25 protein-coding genes are annotated in these 23,580 nt (G+C 70.8%); 15 read left to right on the top strand and 10 right to left on the bottom strand.

Annotation, left to right across the window (positions count from 1 at the left end; genetic code table 11):
- Window positions 1-139: 139 nt before the first annotated feature.
- From fabG to ACZ5DS_RS00115, 3 genes are all read left to right on the top strand, one after another.
- Complete coding sequence (gene fabG, locus ACZ5DS_RS00125; RefSeq protein ID WP_468232409.1) at window positions 140-844, top strand: 3-oxoacyl-[acyl-carrier-protein] reductase; 705 nt, start codon at window positions 140-142, stop codon at window positions 842-844.
- A 5-nt stretch (window positions 845-849) separates the two neighbouring features.
- Window positions 850-1,617: an enoyl-ACP reductase FabI gene (gene fabI / locus ACZ5DS_RS00120; protein WP_468232408.1), complete on the top strand. Its 768-nt coding sequence runs from the start codon at window positions 850-852 to the stop codon at window positions 1,615-1,617.
- A gap of 159 nt (window positions 1,618-1,776) precedes the next feature.
- Entirely contained in the window at window positions 1,777-2,127 is a 351-nt protein-coding gene (locus ACZ5DS_RS00115) for a hypothetical protein (protein WP_468232406.1), read from the top strand.
- Here the strand turns inward: ACZ5DS_RS00115 and ACZ5DS_RS00110 are convergent.
- Window positions 2,105-2,797: a FadR/GntR family transcriptional regulator gene (locus ACZ5DS_RS00110; RefSeq protein ID WP_468232405.1), complete on the bottom strand. Its 693-nt coding sequence runs from the start codon at window positions 2,795-2,797 to the stop codon at window positions 2,105-2,107. The genes ACZ5DS_RS00115 and ACZ5DS_RS00110 overlap by 23 nt on opposite strands.
- A gap of 70 nt (window positions 2,798-2,867) precedes the next feature.
- On the opposite strand from ACZ5DS_RS00110, the gene ACZ5DS_RS00105 reads away from it, so the two are divergent.
- The 4 genes from ACZ5DS_RS00105 (at window position 2,868) to ACZ5DS_RS00090 (ending at window position 5,356) form a co-directional block, all read left to right on the top strand.
- Window positions 2,868-4,220: a CynX/NimT family MFS transporter gene (locus ACZ5DS_RS00105; protein WP_468232404.1), complete on the top strand. Its 1,353-nt coding sequence runs from the start codon at window positions 2,868-2,870 to the stop codon at window positions 4,218-4,220.
- Window positions 4,221-4,268: 48 nt separating this feature from the next.
- A complete protein-coding gene (locus ACZ5DS_RS00100; RefSeq protein ID WP_468232402.1) occupies window positions 4,269-4,388 on the top strand; it encodes an SGM_5486 family transporter-associated protein in 120 nt (39 codons plus the stop codon).
- 165 nt (window positions 4,389-4,553) lie between these two features.
- On the top strand, window positions 4,554-4,760 hold the full coding sequence (locus ACZ5DS_RS00095; RefSeq protein ID WP_468232400.1) for a hypothetical protein: 207 nt from the start codon (window positions 4,554-4,556) through the stop codon (window positions 4,758-4,760).
- A gap of 77 nt (window positions 4,761-4,837) precedes the next feature.
- Window positions 4,838-5,356 carry a SixA phosphatase family protein gene (locus tag ACZ5DS_RS00090; protein WP_468232398.1) on the top strand — a complete coding sequence of 173 codons (519 nt, stop codon included), beginning with the start codon at window positions 4,838-4,840 and terminating at the stop codon, window positions 5,354-5,356.
- Between the two features lie 79 nt (window positions 5,357-5,435).
- On the opposite strand, the gene serB is transcribed toward ACZ5DS_RS00090, so the two are convergent.
- Together serB and ACZ5DS_RS00080 are read right to left on the bottom strand one after the other, a co-directional pair.
- On the bottom strand, window positions 5,436-6,644 hold the full coding sequence (serB, locus tag ACZ5DS_RS00085) for a phosphoserine phosphatase SerB (protein ID WP_468232396.1): 1,209 nt from the start codon (window positions 6,642-6,644) through the stop codon (window positions 5,436-5,438).
- 241 nt (window positions 6,645-6,885) lie between these two features.
- On the bottom strand, window positions 6,886-8,736 hold the full coding sequence (locus ACZ5DS_RS00080) for a streptophobe family protein (protein ID WP_468232395.1): 1,851 nt from the start codon (window positions 8,734-8,736) through the stop codon (window positions 6,886-6,888).
- Window positions 8,737-8,977: 241 nt separating this feature from the next.
- On the opposite strand from ACZ5DS_RS00080, the gene ACZ5DS_RS00075 reads away from it, so the two are divergent.
- Complete coding sequence (locus ACZ5DS_RS00075) at window positions 8,978-11,512, top strand: ABC transporter ATP-binding protein/permease (RefSeq protein WP_468232394.1); 2,535 nt, start codon at window positions 8,978-8,980, stop codon at window positions 11,510-11,512.
- A gap of 78 nt (window positions 11,513-11,590) precedes the next feature.
- Here ACZ5DS_RS00075 and ACZ5DS_RS00070 read toward each other — a convergent pair whose 3' ends face one another.
- The 3 genes from ACZ5DS_RS00070 to ACZ5DS_RS00060 all read right to left on the bottom strand — a co-directional run bounded on the left by ACZ5DS_RS00070 (window position 11,591) and on the right by ACZ5DS_RS00060 (window position 14,412).
- Window positions 11,591-12,334 (bottom strand): transglycosylase SLT domain-containing protein, encoded by a 744-nt coding sequence (locus ACZ5DS_RS00070; RefSeq protein WP_468232392.1) that lies wholly within the window; start codon window positions 12,332-12,334, stop codon window positions 11,591-11,593.
- Window positions 12,335-12,634: 300 nt separating this feature from the next.
- The gene (locus ACZ5DS_RS00065; protein WP_468232391.1) at window positions 12,635-13,720 is read right to left on the bottom strand and encodes an S-adenosylmethionine:tRNA ribosyltransferase-isomerase; all 1,086 of its coding nucleotides are present in this window, start codon (window positions 13,718-13,720) and stop codon (window positions 12,635-12,637) included.
- Entirely contained in the window at window positions 13,717-14,412 is a 696-nt protein-coding gene (locus ACZ5DS_RS00060; RefSeq protein ID WP_468232389.1) for an SDR family NAD(P)-dependent oxidoreductase, read from the bottom strand. The genes ACZ5DS_RS00065 and ACZ5DS_RS00060 overlap by 4 nt, the downstream gene beginning before the upstream one ends.
- 228 nt (window positions 14,413-14,640) lie before the next feature.
- Between ACZ5DS_RS00060 and ACZ5DS_RS00055 the strand changes: the two genes are divergently transcribed.
- The 3 genes from ACZ5DS_RS00055 (at window position 14,641) to chpE (ending at window position 16,837) form a co-directional block, all read left to right on the top strand.
- Window positions 14,641-15,786: a GAF domain-containing sensor histidine kinase gene (locus ACZ5DS_RS00055; protein ID WP_468232388.1), complete on the top strand. Its 1,146-nt coding sequence runs from the start codon at window positions 14,641-14,643 to the stop codon at window positions 15,784-15,786.
- Window positions 15,779-16,420, top strand: coding sequence for a response regulator (locus ACZ5DS_RS00050; RefSeq protein WP_468232386.1), 642 nt, complete (start codon window positions 15,779-15,781; stop codon window positions 16,418-16,420). The genes ACZ5DS_RS00055 and ACZ5DS_RS00050 overlap by 8 nt, the downstream gene beginning before the upstream one ends.
- 171 nt (window positions 16,421-16,591) lie before the next feature.
- Entirely contained in the window at window positions 16,592-16,837 is a 246-nt protein-coding gene (gene chpE, locus ACZ5DS_RS00045) for a chaplin ChpE (RefSeq protein ID WP_468232384.1), read from the top strand.
- Between the two features lie 162 nt (window positions 16,838-16,999).
- Here the strand turns inward: chpE and ACZ5DS_RS00040 are convergent, their stop codons facing one another.
- Entirely contained in the window at window positions 17,000-17,785 is a 786-nt protein-coding gene (locus ACZ5DS_RS00040) for a hypothetical protein (RefSeq protein ID WP_468232382.1), read from the bottom strand.
- A gap of 149 nt (window positions 17,786-17,934) precedes the next feature.
- Between ACZ5DS_RS00040 and ACZ5DS_RS00035 the strand changes: the two genes are divergently transcribed.
- The 3 genes from ACZ5DS_RS00035 (at window position 17,935) to ACZ5DS_RS00025 (ending at window position 20,290) form a co-directional block, all read left to right on the top strand.
- On the top strand, window positions 17,935-18,726 hold the full coding sequence (locus ACZ5DS_RS00035) for an ABC transporter ATP-binding protein (protein WP_468232381.1): 792 nt from the start codon (window positions 17,935-17,937) through the stop codon (window positions 18,724-18,726).
- A 61-nt stretch (window positions 18,727-18,787) separates the two neighbouring features.
- Window positions 18,788-19,219 (top strand): NfeD family protein, encoded by a 432-nt coding sequence (locus ACZ5DS_RS00030; RefSeq protein ID WP_468232380.1) that lies wholly within the window; start codon window positions 18,788-18,790, stop codon window positions 19,217-19,219.
- Between the two features lie 111 nt (window positions 19,220-19,330).
- Window positions 19,331-20,290: an SPFH domain-containing protein gene (locus tag ACZ5DS_RS00025; protein ID WP_468232378.1), complete on the top strand. Its 960-nt coding sequence runs from the start codon at window positions 19,331-19,333 to the stop codon at window positions 20,288-20,290.
- 75 nt (window positions 20,291-20,365) lie between these two features.
- Here ACZ5DS_RS00025 and ACZ5DS_RS00020 read toward each other — a convergent pair whose 3' ends face one another.
- From ACZ5DS_RS00020 to ACZ5DS_RS00010, 3 genes are all read right to left on the bottom strand, one after another.
- The gene (locus tag ACZ5DS_RS00020) at window positions 20,366-20,872 is read right to left on the bottom strand and encodes an HNH endonuclease (protein ID WP_468232376.1); all 507 of its coding nucleotides are present in this window, start codon (window positions 20,870-20,872) and stop codon (window positions 20,366-20,368) included.
- Window positions 20,873-21,040: 168 nt separating this feature from the next.
- Window positions 21,041-21,580 (bottom strand): YbhB/YbcL family Raf kinase inhibitor-like protein, encoded by a 540-nt coding sequence (locus tag ACZ5DS_RS00015; protein WP_468232375.1) that lies wholly within the window; start codon window positions 21,578-21,580, stop codon window positions 21,041-21,043.
- 40 nt (window positions 21,581-21,620) lie between these two features.
- Window positions 21,621-22,403 carry a sporulation protein gene (locus ACZ5DS_RS00010; protein ID WP_468232374.1) on the bottom strand — a complete coding sequence of 261 codons (783 nt, stop codon included), beginning with the start codon at window positions 22,401-22,403 and terminating at the stop codon, window positions 21,621-21,623.
- Window positions 22,404-22,540: 137 nt separating this feature from the next.
- On the opposite strand from ACZ5DS_RS00010, the gene ACZ5DS_RS00005 reads away from it, so the two are divergent.
- The gene (locus ACZ5DS_RS00005) at window positions 22,541-23,191 is read left to right on the top strand and encodes a DNA-3-methyladenine glycosylase (RefSeq protein ID WP_468232373.1); all 651 of its coding nucleotides are present in this window, start codon (window positions 22,541-22,543) and stop codon (window positions 23,189-23,191) included.
- Window positions 23,192-23,580 lie beyond the last annotated feature (389 nt).

Here is a 23,580-nt window from a genome sequence, read left to right as displayed (position 1 = left end):
CGTCGCACTCGCGCCACTGTCGGTGCCCGCTTGCCCGCGGAAGGGCCGCTACCGATAGGTTTTCGATGAAGCCGCCTGCCATCCAGGTGTCCGGGCGGGTTGTACGACCGCATCAGACCGCAATCGAAAGGGTGATCCGTTGAGCCGCTCGGTTCTCGTCACCGGAGGCAACCGGGGCATCGGCCTCGCCATCGCCCGAGCTTTCGCCGATGCCGGCGACAAGGTCGCGATCACGTACCGCTCGGGTGAGCCGCCGGCCGGCTTCCTCGCCGTGAAGTGCGACATCACCGACGCCGAGCAGGTGGAGCAGGCCTACAAGGAGATCGAGGACCAGCACGGTCCGGTCGAGGTCCTGATCGCCAACGCCGGCGTCACCAAGGACCAGCTCCTGATGCGCATGTCCGAGGAGGACTTCACCTCGGTCATCGACACCAACCTCACCGGCACCTTCCGCGTCGTCAAGCGCGCCAACCGCGGCATGCTGCGCGCCAAGAAGGGCCGCGTCATCCTGATCTCCTCCGTGGTCGGCCTGCTCGGCTCGGCGGGCCAGGCGAACTACGCCGCCTCCAAGGCCGCCCTGGTCGGCTTCGCGCGCTCCCTCGCCCGTGAGCTGGGCTCGCGCAACATCACCTTCAACGTCGTCGCGCCCGGCTTCGTCGACACCGACATGACCAAGGTGCTCAGCGACGAGCAGCGCGCCGGCATCGTGTCGCAGGTGCCGCTCGGCCGGTACGCGCAGCCGGAGGAGATCGCCGCGACGGTGCGGTTCCTCGCCTCGGACGACGCCTCGTACATCACTGGAGCCGTCATCCCCGTTGACGGCGGACTGGGAATGGGTCACTGATCACCATGAGCGGAATCCTCGAGGGCAAGCGCATCCTGATCACGGGTGTGCTGATGGAGTCCTCCATCGCCTTCCACGTCGCCAAGCTCGCCCAGGAGCAGGGCGCCGAGATCATCCTGACCGCCTTCCCGCGGCCCACGCTGACCGAGCGCATCGCCAAGAAGCTGCCGAAGCCGACCAAGGTCATCGAGCTGGACGTCACCAACGAGGAGCACCTGGCCCGGCTGGCCGACATCGTCGGCGAGGAGCTGGGCGGTCTCGACGGCGTCGTGCACTCCATCGGCTTCGCGCCGCAGGACGCGCTCGGCGGCAACTTCCTCAACACGCCGTTCGAGTCCGTCGCGACCGCCATGCACGTCTCGGCGTTCTCCCTGAAGTCGCTGACCATGGCCTGCCTGCCGCTGATGCAGAACGGCGGCTCGGTCGTCGGCCTCACCTTCGACGCGAAGTTCGCCTGGCCGCAGTACGACTGGATGGGTCCGGCCAAGGCCGCCCTGGAGGCCACCAGCCGCTACCTCGCCCGCGACCTGGGCAAGCAGAACATCCGCTGCAACCTCGTCTCCGCCGGCCCGCTCGGCTCCATGGCCGCCAAGTCCATCCCGGGCTTCGCCGACCTGGCCTCCGTGTGGGACACCCGCTCCCCGCTGGAGTGGGACCTGAAGGACCCCGAGCCGGCCGGCCGTGGTGTCGTCGCCCTGCTGAGCGACTGGTTCCCGAAGACCACCGGCGAGATCATCCACGTGGACGGCGGTCTGCACGCCATCGGCGCGTGACCCTCGCCTGACGTCGACGCCCCGTTCCCCGCACGTCCGCGGGGGCGGGGCGTCACTCGTTCGGCGTACTCGGCCGGGCAGGGCCGGGTGCGGGCGGCGCACCCTGGATTACGGATTCACCCGCGCATCCCTCCGCAGCCCGGCCGAGGAGGTCCTTTTGTGCGCCTGTCCCGCAGCCTGGCCCCGGTGATCGTGGCCGTAGCCCTCGTGCTCTCCCTGCCGTACGACGCGATGCCCCACGCGCGCGTGGGCGACGGCAAGCCGCCCGCCCCGAGCCTGTTCGGCGCCGCCTGCCGTACGACCGTACGCCGCTCCCACGTGGTGGCCTACTGCCACAACCCCTACGTCGACACCGACCGGGTCCGCCTGCACATCGAGTGCGCGCGCTGGTGGGACATCGACACCGACAGCGCCCCGGTGGACACCGCGCCCGCCATGACCGTCCGGCTGACCGGCCGGTGCTGGAAGGAAGTCCGCTCGGTGTGGATCAGCCACCAGAAGGCGCGTTGAACCGGTCCGGGCGGCACAGGAACGGATAGCTCGCGGCCTCCGTGGCGGCCGCCTCCGCGTCGCCCGCGCGGATCGCATCCAGCAGCCCGGTGTGCTCCATGTACGTCTCGGGCGTCAGCTCGGCGCCGACGTCCGCGCGCAGCCAGTCCCGCAGCACCTCGCCCAGGTCGGCGTACATCGCCGTCATGACGTCGTTGTGGGAGGCGGCCACCACGGCCAGGTGGAAGGTCGCGTCGGCGGTCACGAACGCCTCGGCCTCGCCGGCCGCCCAGGCCTCCTCGCGCCGCACCAGCAGCGCGTCCAGCTGCTTGAGATCCTTCTCGGTGCGCCGCTCGGCGGCCAGCTTGGCCGCCGCCGACTCCAGCGTGGAGCGCAGCTCGGCGATGTGCCGGGGGTCGGCTCCCGCGAACCGGCGGTGCATCACGCCGGCCAGCTCGCTCGTCGCCGCGACATAGGTGCCCGAGCCCTGACGGATGTCCAGCAGACCGTTGTGCGCGAGCGCGCGAACGGCCTCGCGGACGGTGTTGCGGGCGACCCCCAGCTGCTCGACCAGCTCCGGCTCGGTCGGGATGCGGGAGCCGACCGGCCACTCGCCGGAGGCGATCTGATTGCGCAGCTCGGCGATGACCTGCTCGGACAGCGCCGAACGGCGCGGGTGGCTCAAGGGCATGGCACACCTTCGCACGAGAGGCCCGGGGGGAACCGCACGGGGAATGGACAACCAATCATCCCATGATTCTATGATGGCCGGCATGGCTAGTGAGGAAACCCGGACCTCGGCACCCCGTACGGCGACGTCTCCGCCCGAACCCCCCAAGGCCGCGTCGTCGACCGCACGCGGTACGACCACCGAAGCGGGTGCGCCCCGGACGCCCGCCATGCGCGTGTGGGCGACCCGGCTGGTCGTCGTCGGCATCGTGCTGGCCGCGGTGAACCTCCGCCCGGCCATCACCAGCCTCGGCGCGCTCCTGGAGGAGGTCCGCGACGGCCTCGGCATGAGCGGCAGCGTGGCCGGGCTGCTCACCTCCGTGCCCCCGCTCTGCTTCGCCGTCTTCGGTGTCACCGCACCCCGCCTGGCCCGCCGCTTCGGACCGGCCGCCGTGGTGTGCGCCGGCATGGCCGCCATCACCGCGGGCCTGCTGATACGGCCGTACACCGGAAGCACGGCCGGTTTCCTGGCCGCCAGCGCACTCACCCTCATGGGCATCGCCGTCAGCAACGTGCTGATGCCGGTCATCGTCAAGCGCTGGTTCCCCGACCGGGTCGGCTCCATGACCGGCCTGTACTCCATGGCCCTCGCCCTCGGCACCTCGCTGGCCGCCGCGGTGACCGTGCCCATGACCGACGCCCTGGGCGGCAGCTGGCAGTCCGGCCTCGCCGTGTGGGCCGGGCTCGCGGCCGCCGCCGTCCTGCCCTGGCTGCCACTGGTACGAGAGCGGGGCGCCGCCCCCGTCCAGGCGCCCGCGCCGTCCGTGCGGGAGCCCGGCGAGCAGCGGCAGCAGGCCCCACTGCGCATCACCCGCAGCCGCACCGCCTGGGCGCTCGCCGTCTTCTTCGGACTCCAGGCCACCGCCGCCTACATCACGATGGGCTGGATGCCCCAGATCTTCCGCGACTCCGGCGTTCCCGCGAGCACGGCCGGCCTGCTCCTCGCCGTCACCATGGTGATGGGCGTCCCCCTGGCCTTCGTCATCCCGCGGGTCGCCACCCGGCTGCCCCACCAGGGGCCGATCGTGCTCTTCCTGGGCGCCTGCGGCCTGGCCGGATACACCGGCCTGTACGTCGCCCCCGCCGCCGGCGCCTGGGCCTGGGCGGTGCTGCTCGGCGTCTCCAACTGCGCCTTCCCGCTGGCGCTGACCATGGTCGGCATGCGGGCCAGGACCGGCCCGGGCGTCGCCCAGCTGTCCGCGTTCGCCCAGAGCACCGGCTATCTGATCTCCATCCCCGGCCCGCTGCTGGTCGGCGTGCTGTACCAGCACAGCGGCGGCTGGGGGCTGCCGATCGCCCTCATGACGGGCCTGATGCTGCCCCAGATGGCGGTGGGCTTCCTCGCGGGACGCGACCGCATCGTGGAGGACGAAGCGAGCCGGTAGCCGGCCCCCGGCGGACCGGGTCCGGACGAAGGGTGCGAGACTGGGCGCATGCAGCCTGTGCTCGACCCGAACCCGAAGAACGGCCAGAAGAAGATGCTGGTCGTCTTCGGCTCGTTCTTCGCCATCTTCGTGATCATCGCCGTCATCGCGACGATCGCCTCGCCCTGACCCGGTTCGCACCCTGATGGTGGGGCTAGCCCCCCCATCCCCTAGGGGGTCAGGGTCAGGGTCAAGTGGGTGGATCTCCGGATGGGTTGGCGGCCCCGGATTCCGTAGCTTCGAGATGTGACCGCACCAGGCGGCCAGGAGACTCGAAGACCCACGGAGGCGACCATGCCGGCCCGCACGCACACCCGGCCCCACCCGGCGCACACGGGCGGCGTCGACATCCGGCTGCCCTGGTGGGCGCTCGCCCTGCCCGCGCTCGCCTTCATCGCGCTGCTCGCGCTGATACTGAACCCGTCGGACGCCCACGCGGCGAGCGGCGACCCGGCGATCACGCAGCTCTTCGAGCGTGTGCAGCAGCTGCTCGCGCGCTGACGCGGAGCCCCCGCACGCGGTGAATCCGCATGTCAACTCCCTGCGCCGCATGGTCTGTTTCATGCGAAGCTGAGCCCATGAGCGTCGCAGAACCCCGCAGGATCGTCCTCTTCCGGCATGCGAAAGCCGACTGGCCCCAGGTGTCCGACCACGAGCGCCCGCTCGCCGAGCGGGGCCGCAAGGACGCCGCAGTCGCCGGGCGCAAGCTGGCCGACACCGGTATCACCTTCGACCTGGCCCTGTGCTCCACGGCGGTCCGGACCCGCGAGACCTGGAAGCTCGCGGTCCACGAACTCGCCCACCGGCCGAAAACCATCTACGAGGAGCGGGTCTACGAGGCCTCGCCGGGCGAGCTGATCGCCGTGCTCAACGAGACCCCGGACGACGTGCAGAGCGTGATCCTGATCGGCCACAACCCCGGCGTGCACGGCCTGGCCGACGTCCTGGCAGGCGAGGCCGAGGGCGACACTCTCACGCGGATGAGCCGCCGCGGCTTCCCCACAGCGGCCTTCGCGCTGCTGACCTTCGACGGCGCCTGGAAGGGCCTGGAGCCGGGTGTGGCCACGCTGACGGACTACTGGGCGCCATCCGAGTGACGGCACACACGGCAGGAGGGCCCGGCACCGAGCGGTGCCGGGCCCTCCTGCCGTGTGTGCACGAGCGGTCCGGGGCGGCTCAGCCCTCGTCGTGGGTGTCGGCCGCCTCGACCTCTTCGCGGGTGATGCCCAGCAGATACAGGACCGTGTCCAGGAAGGGGAAGTTCACCGCGGTGTGCGCGGCCTCGCGGACCACCGGCTTGGCGTTGAAGGCGACACCCAGACCGGCCGCGTTCAGCATGTCCAGGTCGTTGGCGCCGTCGCCGATCGCCACCGTCTGCGACAGCGGCACCCCGGCCTCCGCGGCGAACCGGCGCAGCAGCCGCGCCTTGCCCGCGCGGTCCACGATCTCGCCGGTGACCCGCCCGGTCAGCTTCCCGTCGACGATCTCCAGGGTGTTGGCCTGGGCGAAGTCCAGCCCGAGCCGCTCCTTCAGATCGTCGGTGACCTGGGTGAACCCGCCGGAGACCACGCCGACTTGGTAGCCGAGCCGCTTCAGCGTACGGATCAGGGTGCGCGCGCCCGGCGTCAGCCGTACCTCGCTGCGCACCTTCTCCACCACGGAGGCGTCCAGCCCCTTCAGCAGCGCCACCCGCGCGTGCAGCGACTGCTCGAAGTCCAGCTCCCCGCGCATCGCCGCCGCCGTCACCTCGGCGACCTGGTCCTCGCAGCCGGCATGCGCGGCGAACAGCTCGATGACCTCGTCCTGGATGAGCGTGGAGTCCACGTCCATGACCACCAGCCGCTGGGCGCGCCGGTGCAGGCCCGCCGAGACGACCGCGATGTCGACACCCAGTGCCGCCGCGTCGGTCGCCAGGGCCGTGCGCAGCGGCTCGGTCTCCACTCCGGAGACGGCGAACTCCACGGCCGTCACCGGGTACTTGGCGAGGCGGAAGATACGGTCGATGTTGCCGCCGGTCTTCGCGATCCGGGCGGCGACGGCGGCCGTCGACTCGGCGGTGAGGGGGTGACCGAGGACCGTCACCAGGGAGCGCCCGTGACCGCGCGGACGGTTGTCGCCGTGTCCCGAGATGATCTCCGCCTGCATCTTCATCGACTCGGCCCAGCTGTGCACGGTGGCCCGCAGGTCGCCCTCCAGGCCGGCCGGCGGCTGGGTGACCAGAACGCACAGCACCAGGCGCCCCCGGGTGACGACCTGCTCGATGTCGACCACGTCGACGAGGTACGCGGCAAGGGTGTCGAAGAGGCCGGCCGTGATGCCCGGCCTGTCCTTGCCGAAGATCTTGACGAGGAGAGTGGGGACCTCGGAGGTCTGCGAAGCGCTCATGGTGTCACCACCGTATCCGGCACCCAGTGCCTTCCGCCCGTGAGGTCCGCCTGACGGACACGGAACAATGGGTGTCGGGCCGATGTCGAGGATCTTGCCTCTGCACGACGGCCCGCGCGGTGCGCCACCGGCGTACGGCTGCGTGCTCTACCACGACTGTGCCACGCCCGCGCTCGCGACGGGCAGACAGATGGGCAGACGGGCAGCACAAGGGCGTCCGCTTCTCACGGAGGCCGGGGGCTCACTTCCTGGGCCTGCCGGGCGGACGCGGCGGCAGGGGTGGAGGTGGCGGTGGCCCCTCGTCCGGCGCGTCCGGCGCATCGGGCGCACGGTCACGCGAGCGTGGGTGTGAGCCGGGACGGCGTCGGGGCGACGGGGGAGGCATGTCGACGGGGCGGGCGAGGGTGGGGGCGCCGTACACATCGCCCCCGGTCGGCTGCGGCCGCGCGTCCTCGGGCTCCGCCTGCAGCTCCTCCGGCACCCGGAGATAGGGGTTCGTCTCGGGGTTCGGCGGCCGGTACGGCCTGCTCGGCACGTACGGCCCGGACTCGCCGCCGTACCGGGAGCGCCCGGGGGCGCCGCCCTGGGCCGAGGTCCCGCCACCACCGCCGTACGCCGGGTTTCCGGAACCACCGTCGTACGCAGCGCGCCCGGCCCCACCGCCGTACCCCGAATCCGCGCCTCGCACTCCAGCCGGCGCCTCACCCCGCGCCGGCCCCACCACCCGTGCCCCCGCCGCCCCCGTGACCCAGGCGAACAGTGCCCCCGTCGCCCCGGCCCCCGCGCCCCACACGGCGCCCAGGAGCAGGGCCATACCCAGATGGCCGTGCAGTTGGATGCCCGCGCCGAAGGCGTCGAAGCCCAGGACGGACAGGGAGGCGTCCACCGAGACGTCCGCCAGCCAGGCGAGGAAGGGCAGGGCGAGCGCGGTCACGATCCCGAGCCGCAGGGCGCAGCGGCCGGCGAACCCCGCCGCGCCGCCCGTGCCGGGCACCGGCGTCCGTACCGCCGTCAGTACCCCGGCCAGCAGCATCATCAGCGCCGCCGCGATCGTGAGCAGCCACACCCGCCCGTCCAGCTCGGCCAGCCGGCCCAGCGTGACGGGCTGGTCGGACCGCGCGCTCAGGAGCTGGTCGAGGGGGTGGGGCAGCACGGTGCCCAGGGCGCCGGTGGCCTTGCCGTCCCATGGGACGAACAGTCCCATCGGGATGCCGAGCCACACCCCGTTCGGCGCGCCCAGCAGGGCCGCGCCCGCGATCCGGCCCGGGTGGTCGTCGCCGATCGCCGCGTACGCCGCCGCCGCGAGCCCGGCAGCCACGGCCACCAGCAGTACGGTGACCAGCGCCGAGACGGCCGGCCGCACCACCCGGTGCACGGCGTCCCAGCCGGGCGGCAGGGGAGTGCGGCGGGAAGCGAGCAGGGCGATCAGCAGGATTCCGGCGGACCAGCCCAGGCCGCCGAGCAGGGTGGGCGCGGTGTCCACGCTGAAGCCGACGGCGGCCTTCGCGTCGATCAGATCACCGATCCGGTCCGGCAGCAGCCCGCCGACATCCCCCAGGCCGGGGATGCTGAGGCCGCCCCCCTTGCCGTCCCCACCGGGCAGGTCGTCCAGGCCGAGCGAGCCGCCGTCGAGGGTGATGACGTCGTGCCCGGCCCAGGCCAGGCCGCCGAGCGTCGCCACGAAGAGGACGACCACCGCGCCCGCACGCGCGAGGAGTTCGGACGGCGCGATCACAACTCCGGCCGCGCGCAGGGACCGTAGGAAGAACCACGACAGCAGCAGTGCGCCGACCAGGCTCACCCCCAGTGGCGTGATCTCGACAGCCGTGTGCGCCTCGGCGCCCTTCAGCCCGAAAGCGGACACATCGCCCGACGGCGAGACCGAACCACCCGCCCCGAGCGCCACAACGGCCGCCGTCATGGGGCCCAGTGAGCCCGCCGCGTCCGCCTGCAGCAGATGCAGACCGAGCGCGGCCGTGCCCGCCATCCCTATCAACGACCAGCTGACGGCGGCGATCGCGGACAGCAGGATGTCCGTCCACGGCAGCGAGGTGCCGTGCCGTGCGGTCTCGACGCCCGTGGCAGCACTCATGGCAGACCCCCCGATCCGCGGCGCGGCACCGCAGCCGCGCGTGTCCCCCTCGCGGGGGATTACCACTCTCCGGCCCGGTTTCAACCCCGTCAACGGGGCGACTTGAAGCGCGTACCGGCGCCCTTCACAAGGCCCGACTTTCGGTCACGGGGCCGAGCCTGAAATAGTTCCCCACGATGTTCGACATCCCTAGACTCCCTGTGATGGGGGTAACTCGGGGGACAACTCAGTGGGGCATGGAGTGCCGGAACTCGTACTCGAATCAAACGGACGTACCTGGACGCTCGATCCGTCCAGGCCCTACACCCTCGGACGCGATCCGCAGGGTGACATCGTCTTCGACGACGCCAGGGTCTCCTGGCGCCACGCCACGGTCAGTTTCAACGGCCGCAGTTGGGTCATCGAGGACCACGGCAGCACCAACGGCACCTTCGTGCAGGGCCAGCGGATCCACCAGATGGAGATCGGCCCCGGCTCGTCGGTGCACCTCGGCAACGGGACCGACGGACCGCGCGTGAACCTCTCCGGTGCCGCCGCCACCGCGCAGCCTCAGCAGCAGGCCGCGCCGTACGCTGCCCAGGGCGCGGGGCCCGGCTGGGCGCAGCAGGCTCCGCCGCAGCAGGCCCCGCAGGCCGGTTGGCAGCAGCCGCAGCAGGCCGCGCCGATTCCGCAGCAGCAGGGTGCTCCGGCCGAGCAGTACGCGCAGAAGGTGCCCGGTGGTGGCGCGGGGGCGCCGCCGGTCTACGGCGACCGCAGCCCGACGACGTTCCACCAGTTCGCCATCGGCCACGTGATGCGCATCGGTCGTGCCCTGGAGAACGAGCTGGTCGTCTCCGACCTGCAGGTCTCCCGGCATCACGCCGAGTTCCACTCGATGCCCGGCGGGCGCTTCGAGATCCGGGACCTGGGCTCGCACAACGGCACCTACGTCAACGGCCAGCCGATCCCCAAGGGCGGTTCGGTCCAGCTCGGCCCGAACGACATCGTCGGTGTCGGCCACTCGACCTTCCGTATTGTCGGCGACCGTCTCGAGGAGTTCGTCGACACCGGTGAGGTCTCCTTCTCGGCGCGCCACCTGACCGTCACGGTCGACGGCGGCAAGCAGATCCTGAAGGACGTCTCCTTCGGCGTCCCGGAGAAGTCCCTGATCGCGGTCATCGGCCCGTCCGGCTCCGGCAAGTCGACCCTGCTGAAGGCGCTCACCGGCTACCGGCCCGCCAACCAGGGCGAGGTGCTGTACGACAACCGGAACCTGTACAAGCAGTTCGCCGAGCTGCGCCAGCGCATCGGTCTGGTCCCGCAGGACGACATCCTGCACAAGGAGCTGACCGTCAAGAAGGCCCTGAAGTACGCGGCCAAGCTGCGCTTCCCGGCCGACACCACCGCGCAGGAGCGCGACGCCCGCATCGACGAGGTGCTGCGCGAGCTGAAGCTGGACATCCACAAGGACAAGAAGGTCACGTCCCTCTCCGGCGGCCAGCGCAAGCGCGTCTCGGTGGCCCTGGAGCTGCTCACCAAGCCGTCGCTCATCTTCCTGGACGAGCCGACCTCGGGTCTCGACCCGGGCATGGACCGCGATGTCATGCAACTGCTGCGCGGCCTCGCCGACGACGGCCGCACCGTCCTCGTGGTCACCCACTCGGTGGCCGAGCTGGCCCTGTGCGACAAGCTCCTGGTGATGGCGCCGGGCGGTGCGGTCGCCTACTTCGGCCCGCCCGAGGAGGCGCTGAACTTCTTCGGCTACGACACCTGGGCCGACGTCTTCTCCGCCTTCGAGAACTACCGCGACTACGACTGGGCGGGCCGCTGGAAGGGCTCGCAGCACTACCAGATGTACGCCGCGGACATCGACGCGGTCGCCCCGCAGTCCGTACACATGCCTCCGCCGCAGGCCATCAGGCCGCCCAAGCCACAGGGCTGGGGCTCCCAGCTGATGACCCTGATCCGGCGCTATGTGGCGGTCATCGCCTCCGACAAGGGCTTCCTGGCGCTGACGGTGATCCTGCCGGCGGTGCTCGGCGCGGTCAGCCTGCTGATCGACCACAACCGGGGCCTGCTGGTCAACGAGGCGGTCAACCCGCGCACCGGCCAGCACATCCCGAACGGTACGGCCACGACCGTGCTGCTGATCCTCGCGGTCGGCGCGTGCTTCGCCGGTGCGGCGAACTCCGTGCGTGAGCTGATCAAGGAACGGGTCATCTACGAGCGGGAGCGCGCGACCGGCCTGTCCCGGTCGGCCTACCTGATGTCGAAGGTGGTGGTCCTGGGCGTGATCACCGTGCTCCAGGGCCTGATGGTCGGCGTGATCGGCTTCTCCAGCCGTGAGATCCCCGACGAGGGGCTCGTCCTCGGCAGCTCGACGCTGTTCGAGCTGTGCCTGCCGATCATGGCGCTCGGCTTCAGCTCGATGATGTTCGGCCTGGTGATCTCCTCGCTGGTGAAGACCGCCGAGAAGACCATGCCGCTGCTGGTGATGTTCGCGATCATCCAGGTCGTCTTCACCGGCTGCCTCTTCACCCTGCACGGCACCCTCGGGGTCAACGAGTTCTCGTACCTGATGCCGTCGCGCTGGGCGGTGGCCGCCGCGGGCGCCACGCTGGACTTCAACAACATCGCGCCGAACGCCGACGACCCGGGCAACACGGACCCGCTGTGGGACCACGCGGCCTCGGCCTGGGGCCTGGACATGGTCGCGCTGATCGCCCTCGGTGTGGTCTGCGGCTTCTTCGTCGCCCGCTTCCTGCGCCGGCACGAGCCGGAGGTCATGCGGAAGTAACCGCACCCGGACGACGTGAAGGGCGGCACCCCCAGGGGGTGCCGCCCTTCCGCGTTACGTGAGAGGTCCGCGCCGGCCTCAGTACGCGCTGTTCACGTTGTCGATCGAGCCGTACTTGTCCGCCGCGTAGTTGGCGGCGGCGGTGATGTTGGCGACCGGGTCGTAGATGTTCCACGACGTGCCGGCGACGTGGTAGGCGTTGAAGGTGGGCGGGATCACCTGCAGCAGGCCCTTGGACGGGATGCCGTTGATGGCGTTGACGTCCCAGTTGTTGATGGCCATGGGGTTGCCGGACGACTCCCGCATGATGTTCTTGTGCAGGCCGTGGTAGCTGCCCGGGATGCCCTTGGACTTCATGATGTCCAGGGCCTGGCGGATCCAGCCGTCGAGGTTGTTCGAGTAGGTCTTCGCGGCGACCAGCTGCACCTGGGGGCGCTGCGCGGAACGGCTCGCGGCCTCCTTGGCGACGCGCTCCTGGGCAGCCTTCTTGGCGGCCTCGGCGGCGGCCTTCTGCTGCGCCTGGGCGTCGGCCTGCTTCTTGGCCACGGCGGCCTCGGCGGCCTGCTTCTTGGCGGCGAAGCCGTCGAGCTTGACGGTCTCGGTGGCGAGCTGGTTCGTCAGCGCGGCCTTGACGTCCTTGGCCGGCTGGGCAGCCACCTGCGCCGCCTCGGCCGGGGCACCGACGGTGATGGTCTCAGCGCTGCTGGGGACGGCCGAGAAGGCGAGGGCGGCGGCACCGAGGACGCCGACACCGGCGATGGCGATCTTGTGCTGCTTGGTCAGCGCACGACTATGACCACGGGTGAGGATGTTCTTGGGCATGGCTGATGGACCTCTTCGAGTAGCGCGGAGGTCGCTCTCCTGCGTCCGCCGAGGATCGGCTCCTCCGGTACGGACGCCGCCGGGGGGAACCCGCAGCGCCGAGCGACGGGAGCAATTCTTAGCGGCCGCAAAATGCCCTGGCAAAGGTGTGACGTACGATCCCCGATAGTGGATCAGGGAAGGGCAAAACGGGACAGACTGGACCGTCTGTCCCGTTCAGCTTGGGGTGGTTTATCTCCTATGCACCTTCGTACGTGATGTGGGCCCTATGTGCGGGCTCACATCGACGGCGTAACAGTCTCACCAGGAGTTGCCGTCGCAACGCTCTGTGTGAGGGTTCTCCTCCGGGAGGATGAGATGGACGTCCCCGAACTCGTGCCACAGGTAGAGCCCGCGCAGCGCCTCGTCGTACGCGCGGTCGACCGCGGCCCGCCCCGCGACCGCCTCCAGCATCAGCAGATGCGAGGCCTCCGGCTCGTGCAGCCCGGTCAGCAGCCCGTCGACCACCCGCACCCCGCGTTCGGGCGTGACCACCAGATCGGTCCACCCCTCGGCCGCCCGCACCACCCCGTCCGCCCCCGTCGCCGACTCCACGGCGCGCACGGCCGTCGTCCCGACCGCGACGACTCTGCCGTCACCTGCCCTGGCCGCGTTGATCAGCCGCGCGGACGCCTCCGGCACCGCGAACCGCTCCGGATACGGCGGCTCGTGCGCCTCCGCCGACGCCACCCCCGTGTGCAGGGTGATCGGCGCGAACTGCACCCCGCGGCTCACCAGCTCCGCCACCAGCCGCGCGGTGAAGGGCCGCGCCGCACTCGGCATCTCCGCACTGCCCGCCCCGTCCGCCGAGGGCAGCGCGAACACCGTCTGGTACACGGACAGCGGCTGGTCCCGCTCCGTATAGGAGTAACGGATGGGACGCCCGTGCTCCCGCAGCACCCGAAGGACCTCCGCCCCGGACACCCGCCCCCACCACAGCCGCTCACCCCGCGCGCTCAGCGGCTCCTCCAGCACCAGCCGAGCCCCGCCCGGCAACCCCACCTCTGTCCCCGCAGGCACGCCCGCACGCGCGCGCGTAGTACCCCGTCCGTCCGGTTCCCGCAGCTCGACCGCCCACCGCCCGTCGTCCCCGCGTGTGGAGAAGTGCACCACCACGCGCGCGTGCCCGATCCGCCCGTCCACCGCAGCGGCCAGCGTGGGCGAGGTGTTCACCACCAGCAGGTCCCCCGCCCGCAGCAGCCGCGGCAGCTCGGCGAACACGTGGTGCGCCACCTCGGTGCCGCGCGACACCAGCAGCCGTACGGCGTCCCGGTCGAGGCCGGGCCCGCGCTGCTCGGCCGGCTCCCGCGCCGACAGCTCCTCCGGAACCGTCACCGCCGTGGTCATCGCCCCTCCACCAGGGACGGCGCCGCATACCGCCCGCTCGCCGGCCGATCGTCCAGCAGCCGCAGGAACGCCGGTACGACGCTGTCGGGCGCCGGACGCGGATCGTCGTCGTCCGGTACGGCCGCCGCGTACAGGTCCGTCGCCATGTCCCCGGGGTCCACCGCCCACACCCTGAGCCCCGGCTCCTCCGCGCCGAGCACCGCGGCCAGCTGGTCCAGGGCCGCCTTCGAGGCGCCGTAGCCGCCCCACGTCTCGTACGCCTCCGCCGCCGCGTCCGAGCTGACCGCGATCACCGCGCCCGCCTGTGACTCCCGCAGCAGCGGCAGCGCCTCCTGGACCAGGCCCAGCGCCGCCACCACGTTCACCTCCAGCGCCCGCCGCAGGCCCTCCAGGGGCAGCTCCGCCAGCCGCACCAGCGGCTCGGCACCCAGCGCGCTCGCGTTGCTCACCACCAGGTCGACACCGCCCAGCTTCCACGCGGCGGCCACCAGCTCGGCCCGGTGCCGGGCGTCCGTGACGTCCCCGGGCAGCGCCTCCACCCGCACACCGTGCCCGGCGACCGCCTGCGCGGCCTGGTGAAGGGGATCCGCACCCCGGGCGTCGAGCACCAGATCCCAGCCCCGCGCGGCCAGCGCCTCGGCGAGCGCCCGCCCCAGGCCCTTGGAAGCCCCCGTGATGATCGCTACCGGCATGACAACCGTCCCCTCGTCGCTTGCCGCCCGTGTCGGGCGGTGCCCACAACGTAGGAACGGCACCCACCGCGCCGCCTCGGCCGCGGGCCGCAAAACGGCGGGGCCCTTCGACGTACGCCGCACGTCCGGGGGCGGAGGGCCTACCCCGCCGGACCTAGGCCCATCGGACCGGACCCCGCCGTCACAGGTCCGATCCGCACTGTCACACCCCGCCGGTACCGTGAGGGCATGAGTCAAGGCCCCCGGTCCGGCCTCGCCGCGGTGAGCTCCGCGTTGCTGGCCATGAGCAGGCACCTCGAGGTGCGCGACGTCCTCAAGACGATCGTCGCCTCCGCCCGCGAGCTGCTCGACGCGCGGTACGCCGCCCTCGGCGTCCCCGACGACCACGGCGGCTTCGCCCAGTTCGTCGTCGACGGTGTCAGCGACGCCCAGTGGAAGGCCATCGGCCCGCTGCCCCGCCAGCACGGCATCCTCGCCGCGATGCTGCACGAGGCCAGGCCCGTGCGCCTGGCCGACGTGCGCAAGGACCCGCGCTTCGAGGGCTGGCCCGCGGCCCACCCGCAGATGTCCGACTTCCTGGGCCTGCCGATCAAGGACGGCGAGGACGTCATCGGGGCCCTGTTCCTCGCGAACAAGCGCTGCCCCAAGCCGGAAGGCACCTGCGGCTTCACCGCGGAGGACGAGGAACTGCTCTCCATCCTCGCCCAGCACGCCGCCATCGCCCTCACCAACGCCCGCCTCTACGAGCGCAGCCGCGAGCTGACCATCGCCGAGGAGCGCTCCCGCCTCGCCCACGAACTGCACGACGCGGTCAGCCAGAAGCTCTTCTCCCTGCGCCTGACCGCCCAGGCCGCCGCCGCCCTGGTCGACCGCGACCCCGCCCGTGCCAAGGGCGAGCTGCATCAGGTCGCCGCGCTCGCCGCCGAGGCGGCCGACGAACTGCGCGCCGCCGTCGTGGAGTTGCGCCCCGCCGCCCTGGACGAGGACGGCCTGATCGCCACCCTGCGCACCCAGATACAGGTCCTCGACCGCGCCCACATCGCGCGCGTGACGTTCGCCGGCAACGGTTTCCGCGCCCTGCCCGCCGCCCAGGAGGAGGCTCTGCTGCGGGTCGCCCAGGAAGCCCTGCACAACGCCCTGCGCCACTCCGGTGCCGAGCACGTCGACGTGACCGTGGAGCGGCGCGGCTCCGGAGCCGTCCTGCGCGTCACCGACGACGGCAGCGGCTTCGACCCGACGACGGTCCGCCGCGCCGGACGCCACCTCGGCCTGGTCTCGATGCGGGACCGGGCGAGCGGGGCCGGCGGCACACTGACCGTGCAATCGGCGCCCGGCAAGGGCACCACGATCGAGATGGAGGTCCCCGGTGGCTGACGCAATCAAGGTGCTGCTCGTCGACGACCACCAGGTCGTCCGCCGGGGCCTGCGCACCTTCCTGGAGGTGCAGGACGACATCGAGGTCGTGGGCGAGGCCGCCGACGGCGCCGAAGGAGTCGCCGGCGCCGAGGAGTTGCGGCCCGACGTCGTCCTCATGGACGTCAAGATGCCGGGCATGGACGGCATCGACGCGCTGCGCAGACTCCGCGAACTCGACAACCCCGCGCGCGTGCTGGTCGTCACCAGCTTCACCGAGCAGCGCACGGTCGTCCCGGCCCTGCGCGCGGGCGCCGCCGGGTACGTCTACAAGGACGTGGACCCCGACGCGCTGGCCTGCGCCATCCGCTCCGTGCACGCCGGCCACATCCTCCTCCAGCCCGAGGTCGCCGGCGCCCTGCTCTCCCAGGAGGAGACCAACTCGGGCCAGGGCAGGGGAGGTTCGCTCACCGAGCGGGAGCGCGAGGTGCTCGGCCTGATCGCCGACGGCCGCTCCAACCGGGAGATCGCCCGTGCCCTCGTGCTCTCCGAGAAGACCGTCAAGACGCACGTGTCCAACATCCTCATGAAACTGGACCTCGCCGACCGCACCCAGGCCGCGCTGTGGGCCGTTCGCCATGGCGTGACCGGCTGAAACGCCCTCCCCAACGCCTCACCGACGGCAACGCGGAGGGTTCCGTTCCGGACTGAGATTCATACCGTCGTGGGAATGTCACCCGGACGGCGCATCCTCGGGCGATCCCCGCCGTTCTCCAGTGCGTGCTGCGGCGAACCGCCGCGGTGAACGTCTAGGAGGGGTTGGAAAGTGAAGAACCTGAAGAAGGCGGCGGCCGTGACGATGGTGGCCGGCGGTCTGGTGGCCGCCGGTGCGGGGATGGCCTCCGCCACGACCGGTGCCCACGCCTGCGGCGAGGCCCACGGCTCCCCGGGCGTCATCTCGGGCAACGTCGTCCAGGCCCCGGTGCACGTCCCGGTGAACGCGGTCGGCAACAGCGTGAACGTCATCGGCGTGCTGAACCCGGCCTTCGGCAACCTCGGTGTCAACCACTGAGGATCCGCCCACAGCGACCACAGGCCTCCCGAGTGCACCGGGAGGCCTGTCACTGTGTGGCGCCGACCGATGTCCAGCCCGTCCGACGCTCTACGACAAGGCCGTTCGGGCCGAAGCGGCCGCCCTTGGACACGTCCACACCAACGCCGCTGACCACAGCGGTCAGCGTCCCCGCTCCCGCTCCTCCACGATGGAGTTGTACGCCGCCACCTGCGCCCGCCGTGCCGTCCGCTCCACAGGCCGCAGCGCCTGCGACCGCGCCGCCATCTCCGCGGAGCTGACCGCGCCCCCGTGCCCCCGGTCGTAGGCCAGCGACACCAGCAGCCCCACCCGCTGCGCCAGCTCCAACACCCGCACCGCACGCGGCGGATACCCCGGCGCCAGCACCTCACGCCCCCGCTCGGCCCGCGCCCGGTACGCATCGATCGCCGCCTCCGCCACCGGACCCGACCCGGCGACATCCAGCTTCGACAGCACCTCGGTCGCGTCCCGCAGGGCCTCCGCCAGCTCCCGCTCCGCCTCGCCCAGCGACGGCACATCCGCGGGCGGCGCCTCCCGCACCGCCAGCACCCGCCAGACCACCTCGACATGCAGATCACCCTCGGGCCCGGCCGCGTACACGTCCGGCACCAGCCCGAACGCGGCACCGAAACAGACCACGGCCTCCTCGGCCTCCAGCGCCCGCGCATTGAACTCCGGCGGCCCGCTCAGCCCCAGCGGATGACCGGGCGCGGGGAGTGCGACCCGCAGGCCGGTCACCCCCAGCGACCGCAGCCGGCCCAGCGCGAGCGTGAGTCCGACCGGCGCCGGCTCACCCGGCAGCCCCTCCACCCGGTGCACCGCGTCCTCGCCCACGATGGCGAGAACGGCGTCATCCGGAGAGACAAGTCCGGCCAAAAGGGCATTTCCCCAAGCGGCAAGGCGTCCTGAACGCGGTTCCGAGAGCATGCCCCCACCCTAAGGACAGGACCGATGGAATGGAGCGGCGCACTCGTGGCGTAGATTTCATAAGGGCTGCGCCCACCGGCGCGGCGGACCGAGCCACAGGCGTACGCGACAGCCGAGACCGGCACACTGCAAGGGGAGACAACGCGCTCATGAGCGATGTTCTGGAGCTTCAGGACGTATCCGTGGTCCGGGAGGGCCGGGCCCTGGTGGACCAGGTCTCCTGGTCGGTGAAGGAGGGCGAGCGCTGGGTCATCCTCGGCCCCAACGGCGCCGGCAAGACCACTCTCCTGAACGTCGCCTCCAGCTACCTCTTCCCCAGCAAGGGCACCGCCACCATCCTCGGCGACACCCTCGGCAAGGTCGACGTCTTCGACCTCCGCCCCCGCATCGGCATGGCCGGCATCGCCATGGCCGAGAAGCTCCCCAAGCGCCAGACCGTCCTGGAGACCGTGCTCACCGCCGCCTACGGCATGACGGCCCACTGGCAGGAGGAGTACGACGAGGTCGACGAGCAGCGCGCCCGCGCCTTCCTCGACCGCCTCGGCATGACCGACTACGTGGACCGCAAGTTCGGCACCCTCTCCGAGGGCGAGCGCAAGCGCACCCTGATCGCCCGCGCCCTGATGACCGACCCCGAACTGCTCCTGCTCGACGAGCCCGCCGCAGGACTCGACCTCGGCGGCCGCGAGGACCTGGTCCGCCGCCTCGGTCGGCTCGCCCGCGACCCCATCGCCCCCTCGATGATCATGGTCACCCACCACGTCGAGGAGATCGCTCCCGGCTTCACCCACGTCCTCATGATCCGCCAGGGCAAGGTCCTCGCCGCCGGCCCGATCGAGCTCGAGCTCACCTCCCGCAACCTCTCCCTCTGCTTCGGCCTCCCGCTCGTCGTCGAGCAGGTCGGCGACCGCTGGACCGCCCAGGGCCTGCCCCTGTCCTGACGCCGCGCCGCTCCCGTTCGCGCCCTGTCCGCCGCCCGACCCGCGGCCCTACCATGACCATGTGGACGACATCGACGCATGGGTGTGGTGGCTCGTCGGCGCGGCGGCACTCGGAATCCCGCTCGTGGTCACCGCGATGCCCGAGTTCGGCATGTTCGCGGTGGGAGGCGTAGCGGCCGCGGTCGTCGCAGCCCTCGGCCTGGGCGCAGTGATCCAGGTCCTCACCTTCGTCGTCGTCTCGGTCGCCCTCATCGCCGTCGTCCGCCCCATCGCGGCCCGGCACGGCAGACAACGACCTCAACTCGCCACCGGAGTGGACGCGTTGAAGGGCAAGCAAGCCGTCGTCCTGGAACGCGTCGACGGCTCCGGCGGCCGGATCAAGCTCGCCGGAGAGGTCTGGTCCGCCCGCTCCCTCGACACCGGTCGCGCCTACGAAGTGGGCCAGGAGGTGGACGTCGTGGAGATCGAGGGAGCCACCGCGATCGTCATCTGAGCCATCTGACCGGCGAGTTGCGCGGCGGTCTGTCAGACTCGACCAGCAAGATCTTCAACATCCATAAGATCTGCCCGAGAGGCCGAGGCGGAGAGGGGTACGGGGAACACGATGGAACCGGTCATCATCGTCCTGATCATTCTGGTGGTGTTGGTCTTCATCGCCCTGATCAAGACCATCCAGGTCATCCCACAGGCCAGCGCCGCCATCGTCGAGCGCTTCGGCCGCTACACGCGGACCCTGAACGCGGGCCTGAACATCGTGGTCCCGTTCATCGACACCATCCGCAACCGCATCGACCTGCGTGAGCAGGTCGTACCGTTCCCGCCCCAGCCGGTGATCACCCAGGACAACCTGGTCGTGAACATCGACACGGTCATCTACTACCAGGTGACCGACGCCCGGGCCGCCACCTACGAGGTCGCCAGCTACATCCAGGCGATCGAGCAGCTCACCGTCACCACGCTGCGCAACATCATCGGCGGCATGGACCTCGAGCGCACCCTGACCTCCCGCGAGGAGATCAACGCGGCCCTGCGCGGCGTCCTCGACGAGGCCACCGGCAAGTGGGGCATCCGCGTCAACCGCGTCGAGCTGAAGGCCATCGAGCCGCCCACCTCCATCCAGGACTCGATGGAGAAGCAGATGCGCGCCGACCGTGACAAGCGCGCCGCGATCCTCACCGCGGAAGGCACGCGCCAGGCGGCCATCCTCACCGCCGAGGGCGAGAAGCAGTCCCAGATCCTGCGCGCCGAGGGTGAGGCCAAGGCAGCCGCCCTGCGCGCCGAGGGCGAGGCCCAGGCGGTCCGTACGGTCTTCGAGGCGATCCACGCCGGCGACCCCGACCAGAAGCTCCTGAGCTACCAGTACCTCCAGATGCTCCCGAAGATCGCCGAAGGCGACGCCAACAAGCTCTGGATCGTCCCCAGCGAGATCGGCGACGCCCTCAAGGGCCTCTCCGGCGCGATGGGCAACTTCGGCCCGCTGGGCGGCGGTTCGGGCAACAACGGCTCGTCGGGCAACGGAAGCAACGGCGGCACGGAACGCCGAGAGAAGCCGTCCATCGACTGACGGCGACTTATGTCGACGTATACAGCCCCGCGCCCCTGAAATGGGGCGCGGGGCTGTATAGATCCCGGCAGACGACTAGGCCGCATCCCGAGCGAGCCACTCAGGCAGCGCGGCGAGGTCCTCCTGCCCCAGCGCGAGCAACATCGCATCAGCCGGCGTCGGCTCGAACGGCTCCCGCAGCAAAGCCATACCGGCCTCCTCCGGAGTCCGGTTGGCCTTCCGGTGGTTGTCCTCCGCGCACGCGGCGACCGTATTCAGCCACGTGTCCTGCCCACCCTGCGACCGCGGCAGCACATGGTCCACGGTCGTCGCCCTGCGCCCGCAGTACGCGCACCGGTGCCGGTCCCGGACCAGCACCCCCCGCCGCGACCACGGGGCTTGTCTTCGGAACGGCACCCTTACGTACCTGCAGAGCCTGATCACCCGGGGCGCGGGTATGTCCACATCGGCACCACGCATCCGCAGTTCGGGATGGGCCTGCTCGACGACGGCCTTGTCCTGGAGCACCAGAACAACGGCTCGGTTCAGAGTCACCGTCGACAGCGGCTCGAAGCTCGCGTTCAGAACCAGCGTGTCACGCATCCAGCCCACCTCCCGTGTGCACCTGCCCACCCCCCCGGCGGGCTTGGATCAACTCTGGACGGGCGCGCCGAGATGGACAACGCAATAAAAAATGCCCGCCTCCGATCACTTCCAAGACCGGAGGCGGGCAAACGTTCAATGAACGCTCGGCTGAATCAGAGCGGTGCGTCAGCCCTTGGCGGGGTTCTCGTACTCACCGATGAGCTGGGCACGCGCGATCGTGTGGAACCGCAGGTTGAAACCGACGACGGCTGGAGAGACGTCCGCACCCGGGCCGAGCTTCTCCTGGTCCACCGCGTACACCGTGAAGACGTACCGGTGCGGGCCGTCCCCGGGCGGCGGAGCGGCACCGCCGAAGTCCTTCGACCCGTAGTCGTTGCGCACATGCACCGCACCCTCGGGCAGGCCCTCGAACTTGCCGCTGCCGGCACCCGCCGGCAGCTCCGTCACGGAGGCGGGGATGTCGAACAGGACCCAGTGCCAGAACCCGCTGCCCGTCGGCGCGTCGGGGTCGTAGCAGGTCACCGCGAAGCTCTTCGTCTCCGCCGGGAACCCCTCCCACCGCAGCTGCGGCGAGGTGTTCCCCTCCGCATAGACCTGGGCACTCCCGAGCGTCGCGCCCTCCTCGACGTCCTCGCTCGTCACCGTGAACGACGGCACGGGCGGGTGGAAGTCATGGGGGAGCGGCCGCCGCTTGAGGTCGGTCACCTCGGTACCTCCTGATCGTTCTCGTTCAGTAGGTCCGAGCCTAGAACCAGTTCCGCTTGCTGCCGACCTCGGACAGCCACTGGTTCAGGTAAGCCGCCCAATCGGTCCCGTGGAAGTCGTGCAGACCCACCTGGAAGGAGCGGTAGGTGTCCGAGCCCTCGCTGAACAGACCCGGCTTCTTGTCCATCTCCAGGACGACGTCCATGGCGTGCTCGTCGGCCACGAAGCTCAGCTCGACCTGGTTCAGACCCCGGTACTGCGACGGCGGGTAGAACTCGATCTCCTGGTAGAACGGCAGCCGCTGCCGCGTACCCCGGATGTGTCCGCGCTCCATGTCCGCGTTCTTGAAGCGGAAGCCCAGCTGGATGAAGGCGTCCAGAATCGCCTTCTGCGCCGGCAGCGGGTGCACGTTGATCGGGTCCAGGTCGCCGGAGTCGACGGCTCGCGCGATCGCCAGCTCGGTCGTCACCCCGATGTTCATCCCGCGCAGCGCCTGCCCGTCGATCATCGTGACCGGCGTCTCCCACGGGATCTCCAGCCCGAACGGCACCGCGTGCACAGCGCCCGCCTGAAGCTCGAAGGCACCACCGAGCCGCACCTTGGTGAACTCGATGTTCTGCTTGTACTCCTCGTCGCCGCTCTCCACCTCGACCTTGGCCTGCAGGCCCACGGACAGGCCCTCGATGTCCTGGTTCACGGACCCGCCCTGGATCCGCACCTCGCCCTGGACCACGCCGCCCGGTACGACATTGACCTCGGTCAGCACCGTCTCGACCGAGGCCCCACCGGCCCCGAGGCTCGCGAGCAGCTTCTTGAACGCCATGACTCTCCCTTTACGAACGGACCCTCGACCCGTACAAACGCGATCCGGCCACAACCGGTTCCGAGGCCACACCCTGGCAAGGGGATCAATCCTTGACCACCCCTTGGCACGGAACGCCTGGACTACCCTCGGACGGCATGATCGCGCCCCCGGACCGTACGCCACTCCCGCGAGAGTTCTTCGACCGCCCCGTCATGGACGTCGCCCCCGACCTCCTGGGACGCATCCTGGTCCGTACGACCCCCGACGGCCCGATCGCCGTGCGTCTCACGGAGGTCGAGGCGTACGACGGCCCCAACGACCCCGGCTCACACGCTTACCGCGGCCGCACCCCCCGCAACGAAGTGATGTTCGGGCCGCCCGGGCATGTGTACGTCTACTTCACCTACGGCATGTGGCACTGCATGAACCTGGTCTGCGGACCCGAGGGCACAGCGAGCGCGGTGCTGCTTCGCGCCGGCGAGGTGATCGAGGGTGCCGAGCTCGCCCGCAAACGTCGACTTTCGGCCCGAAGTGACAAGGAACTGGCCAAGGGGCCGGCCCGCCTCGCCACGGCCCTGGAGGTCGACCGCGCCCTGGACGGCACGGACGCGTGCGCCTCGGGCGCGACACCGCTGAGGATGCTGACCGGCACGCCTGTGCCCTCCGACCAGGTACGCAGCGGTCCGCGCACCGGAGTCGCCGGCGAGGGAGGCAACGGCGACATCCATCCCTGGCGCTTCTGGGTGGCCAACGACCCGACGGTGAGCCCCTATCGGGCCCATGTTCCGAGGCGTCGCTCAAGTTGACGCGCCCCTGGAAGGTGCGTAATGTAGCCCGAGCCGCTGAACCGGGTACGGCAATCGCCTGCAGCCGGAGCGGCCAACCCACTACCTAGCTACAACCCCTCAGCGGGGTCGATTTCGGCGCGCCTGTGTGCCCGAATTCGAATCTCGCGAGACTCGATTATGAGTTGCCGAGGGAATCGGCTAACGTAGTGAATGTCGAAAGGCCGACAGGCGAAAGCCCAAAGCCTCAGACAATCCCGCCGACCGGGAATCGGACGCCGAAAGGATCTGATAGAGTCGGAAACACCGAAGGGGAGCCCGGAGGAAAGCCCGAGAGGGTGAGTACAAAGGAAGCGACCGTTCCTTGAGAACTCAACAGCGTGCCAAAAATCAACGCCAGATATGTTGAT

Source organism: Streptomyces sp. NPDC031100, from assembly GCF_055570785.1.
This window is presented reverse-complemented; position numbering and strand designations above follow the sequence as displayed.